Annotated in this window: 4 protein-coding genes; 2 read left to right on the forward strand and 2 right to left on the reverse strand. The window is 66.6% G+C overall.

What is annotated here, in order from left to right; genetic code table 11:
* A partial coding sequence (locus VFP86_17340; protein HET9001407.1) for a DMT family transporter occupies positions 1 to 563 on the reverse strand: 563 nt, incomplete at its 3' end.
* Between the two features lie 143 nt (positions 564 to 706).
* On the opposite strand from VFP86_17340, the gene VFP86_17345 reads away from it, so the two are divergent.
* Positions 707 to 1,738 carry an aldo/keto reductase gene (locus VFP86_17345; GenBank protein HET9001408.1) on the forward strand — a complete coding sequence of 344 codons (1,032 nt, stop codon included), beginning with the start codon at positions 707 to 709 and terminating at the stop codon, positions 1,736 to 1,738.
* Here VFP86_17345 and VFP86_17350 read toward each other — a convergent pair.
* Positions 1,727 to 2,017, reverse strand: coding sequence for a hypothetical protein (locus VFP86_17350; protein ID HET9001409.1), 291 nt, complete (start codon positions 2,015 to 2,017; stop codon positions 1,727 to 1,729). The two genes, VFP86_17345 and VFP86_17350, sit on opposite strands and share 12 nt — an antisense overlap.
* Positions 2,018 to 2,245: 228 nt before the next feature.
* On the opposite strand from VFP86_17350, the gene VFP86_17355 reads away from it, so the two are divergent.
* Positions 2,246 to 3,183: AMP-binding protein (locus tag VFP86_17355; protein HET9001410.1), on the forward strand; the 938-nt coding region annotated here is incomplete at its 3' end.

A 3,183-nucleotide genomic window follows, 5' to 3' on the forward strand; every position in this document is an offset into this window, starting at 1 on the left:
GCGGCCGGAAGCATCGGGGTTTCCCGATGCTTCCGGATGATGATCATCATCACGGCCATGCAGAGCGTCATGCCGAGGGCGAGCAGATCACCGAAGAGGTGCCCTGCCGTGACGGCACCGCCGACCATCACCACCACGCCGGACAGCGCCGCCGTGCTGGCGGCCAGTGTCGTCCAGCTCTCGCGCTCGCCGATCCAAAGCCAAGTGAGCGCTGCCGTGATAAAGGGGGCCGTTGCAAGAATTATCGTGACATCGGCCACCGACGTGCGGCGGAATGCGTTGATGAAGAAGATCGTCGCGAGCGTAGAGAGGGCGGCGGCGAGCAGGCCGGGTCCTCCGACGGCCCGTGCTCCCGCCAGGGTGGCTCTACGGTTTTGCCACACGATGAAGCCCGCGATGAACAGACCGGCAAAGATCCCTCGCCAGAACAACACGGTCCACACGTCCAGGTGGATCAGGCGTGTAAAAAAGCCGGCGGTGCTATAGGCGATCGCCGACGCGGTCGTCAGCAGAATGCCCAGCCCATGCTTCTCCCGCTCGTCTGTGACCGCGTTCAGCCCCATGGTGCCTCCAATCGCAACGCCTTCCGCGGCGCGTGAACTTCTGCTATGCGTGTAAGTTCGAGCTTGGGTCCACCTTCCTGCCGAACGCCTCATCTGTCGGATGGTGAGGGAGGAAGTAGGGTGCGTGTAGTGAAGGAGCGGTCATGGAGCATCGGGTACTCGGAAAGACGGGACTCCGCGTGTCCGCACTCGGATTCGGGGCGGGCGCAGTGGGGGGGCTGTTCGTACGGGGGAACCACGCCGCCCAGACAAGAACGGTCGCCCGAGCACTCGAGGCAGGCGTTTCCTACTTCGATACCGCGCCGAGCTACGGCCAGGGGCGCTCGGAAGAGAACCTGGGGCGGGTCTTGAGCGAGCTGGATGCCTGGGATCACGTCGCGGTGGGCACGAAAGTCCGGCTTCAACCCGCCGACCTTTCCGACCCCATCGCAGCTGTTCAGCGCTCGTGCGAGGAGAGCCTGCATCGGTTGGGGCGAGACGCCATTGACCTGTTGCAGCTTCACAACCCCGTCGTCGCCGGCGGCACCGAGAGCGAGCCCGGCATCGGCAGCAGCCGGCCCCTTCCACTCGCGACCACGAGCAGCCTCGTGGCCGAAGGCATGCAGCGGGTCGTAGCGCGAGGGCTGGTCCGGCACGTCGGGATCACCGGTCTCGGAGATACCTCGGCGCTCCACGCCGTCGTCGCAACGGGCCAGTTCGCGACCGTCCAGACATACTTCAACGCGGTGAATCCAAGCGCGGCCTTCCCGGGCGCGAGCGGCGGCGCGCAAGACTTCGCAGGACTCGTCGGCGCGGCCTCCGCTGCGGGCATGGGGGCAATCGCGATCAGGGTGATGGCCGCCGGAGCGCTGATGGCACGCCCGCACCGGCATCCAAACGCGGGCGATCCCGGGCCGCTTCTGCTTCGAGGCGCTGAATACGAGCGTGATCTCGAACGGGCTCAGTCGATCCAAGGGATCGCGGCGGAATTCGGATACGACGCCCCGCTGGAACTGGCGTTGCGCTTCGCTCTTACCACACCGGGCATCTCAACCGTCCTGGTAGGCTTCTCGGATCTGCGACAATTGGACGACGCGCTCCGATGGACCGGGCGAGGGCCCCTTCCGGGCGACGTGATGCAGCGCGTCGTGGAACTGGCGCGGGGAACCGTCCGAGCCCCGCATCTAGATCCGTGAGGCCTCCTGCGTCAGCACGCCCCGCCCGAGGGAAAAGTCGCGGCCGTATGGTTTCTGGCGCAGCGCCGCCATCAACCGCGCGAACTCTGCATGCGTGAGGTCGCCCTCCTCATATCGGTGCCACACACTCAGTTCCGGCAACGCAATGGACTCTCTCTCGGCATCTCGCCGCGCGGCCACGCACAGCGCGACCGCCAGGGGAACGAACATTGCCACCCAAAGGCCAAGAACCGCCAGGGCCATCCACGGCCATCCAGGACCGAACAGGTTGGGCCACATCCTCTGCGCCTCCCTTTGATAGCGGCACGATCACGATCCCGCCGGCGGTGCCGGACCACCCGCCTGTGTGACTAGAATACGATCAGGCACCCGGTGATGCAGTGACGCCAGTCACACTCGAGCCTCGGTAGGACGGCGACGCGCCAACCCCGAACACACCGGCTGCAACGACCGCCGGCTGGCTGCGGCCAAAGCGGGGGGCCGCCGGCGACGAGGGGAGGGTGCGTCATGGAGACGCCTCTGACACCGCTCGAGTTCGCCCGCCGGTCTCGCAGCTTGTATCGCGAGCGTGAGGCGGTCGTCGACGGTGACCTGCGGCTCACCTATGAAGAGTTCTTTCAGCGCTGCGATCGATGGTCGAGCCAGTTACAGCGCCTCGGCGTGCGGCCGGGCGACCGGATCGCCTACATCGCCCCGAACACCCACGGCCTGCTGGAGGCGTTCTACGCCGTCCCCCAGATTGGGGCAGTGCTCGTGCCGATCAACTACCGGCTCACACCAGATGACTTCGCGTATATCATCAACCACAGCGGCTCTCAAGTCGTGTGCGCCGCGGCCGAGCATCTCGAGGCCGTTGACAGCATCCGCAAATCCCTCCCCAACGTTCGGCTTTACGCCGCGCTGGACGGAGCACACGAGGGCTGGCTCGATTACGAGGGGCTGCTCGAGCGGTCGACCGGGCGGTTCGACCGGCCGGAGGTCGCGGAGACCGACCTCCTGACGATCAACTACACGAGCGGCACGACGGCCCGGCCCAAGGGTGTCATGATCACCCACCGCAATGCCTCCATTAACATCGTCGGTACCCTGATCCACGTCAAGATGACGCCGGCCGAGCGCTACCTGTGGACGCTGCCGATGTTCCACGCGAACGGCTGGACCTTTGTCTGGATCGTGACCGCGGTGGGGGGGACGCATCTCTGCCTGCGGCGCGTCGAGCCGGACCAGGTGTTCGCGCAGTGCGGGGACGAGGACGTCACGATGATGTGCGCCGCGCCTACGATCCTGATCCGGCTCGCGAACGCCCCCGCCGGGCTCCGGCGAGCCGTTCGGCCGGGGATCCGCGTCGTCACCGCGGGCGCGCCGCCGGCTGCGGCGACGATCGGTCGGATCGAGGGCGACTTTGGGTGGGAGATCATCCACGTGTACGGCCTGACGGAGACGTC

Source organism: bacterium, from assembly GCA_035703895.1.
In the GTDB taxonomy this organism is placed as follows: domain Bacteria; phylum Sysuimicrobiota; class Sysuimicrobiia; order Sysuimicrobiales; family Segetimicrobiaceae; genus Segetimicrobium.